This window comes from Acidovorax sp. KPB24-03 (assembly GCF_057546605.1).
Map to the genome: position 1 here is coordinate 1 of NZ_BAAJYR010000946.1, position 563 is coordinate 563.

Annotated in this window: 1 protein-coding gene and 1 pseudogene; both read right to left on the reverse strand. The window is 73.7% G+C overall.

Going from position 1 to position 563, the window contains the following annotated elements; all coding sequences use genetic code 11:
* A pseudogene (locus tag AC27KI_RS26945) lies at positions 1-211 on the reverse strand (integrating conjugative element protein); the annotation flags it as partial.
* Positions 208-563, reverse strand: a 356-nt coding sequence (locus AC27KI_RS26950; RefSeq protein ID WP_487116974.1) for a lysozyme family protein, incomplete at its 5' end; no start/stop codon positions are given. The gene AC27KI_RS26950 and the pseudogene AC27KI_RS26945, both read right to left, overlap by 4 nt.

The window sequence follows — 563 nt, forward strand, 5'->3', positions numbered from 1 at the left end:
CAATGCGCGGCTTGGATTGCGGCGTGGCTGGCTGACCGGGCTGCGCATCCTGCGGGATCAAGGCGCGGTAGTACGGCAGCGCCGAGGTGCCGCCCTTGTCCTCGACCACGATCAGCGGCGGGGAGCTGTTCTTGCTGAGAGGGCCGCGGTCCTGCGCGTCGGCGGTGGTGGCCAGCAGCGCCGCAGTCGCGGCAACGAGGATGCGGTTCATGGCATGGGGCTCCGGGCAGAGGGAAGTGAGGCGCCCGGCCCGAGCACGCGGGTCAGGTGCTGGTGGACGCTGCGGCGGTAGCGGGCGGCGGGCGCCCCGCCCGCGGGGCGGTGGTAGCGGCCGATGGCGACCAGCCAGTCTTCGCCCGGCGTGTGCTGCTCCTGCAGGATGTCTGCGGCGATGGCGAGGTTGCGGTACGGGTCGAGCAGCTCGCAGGGATGCGCGTAGCGGTGCGCGTGGTAGCCGAGGTTGACCTGGCCGAGGCCGGCGTCGATGCGGTTGGCCGGCGTGCGGGCGAGCGCCCGGCGGATGCCTGCGCAGGCTTCGGCCCGCGTGGCGTAGCGTTCGGCGC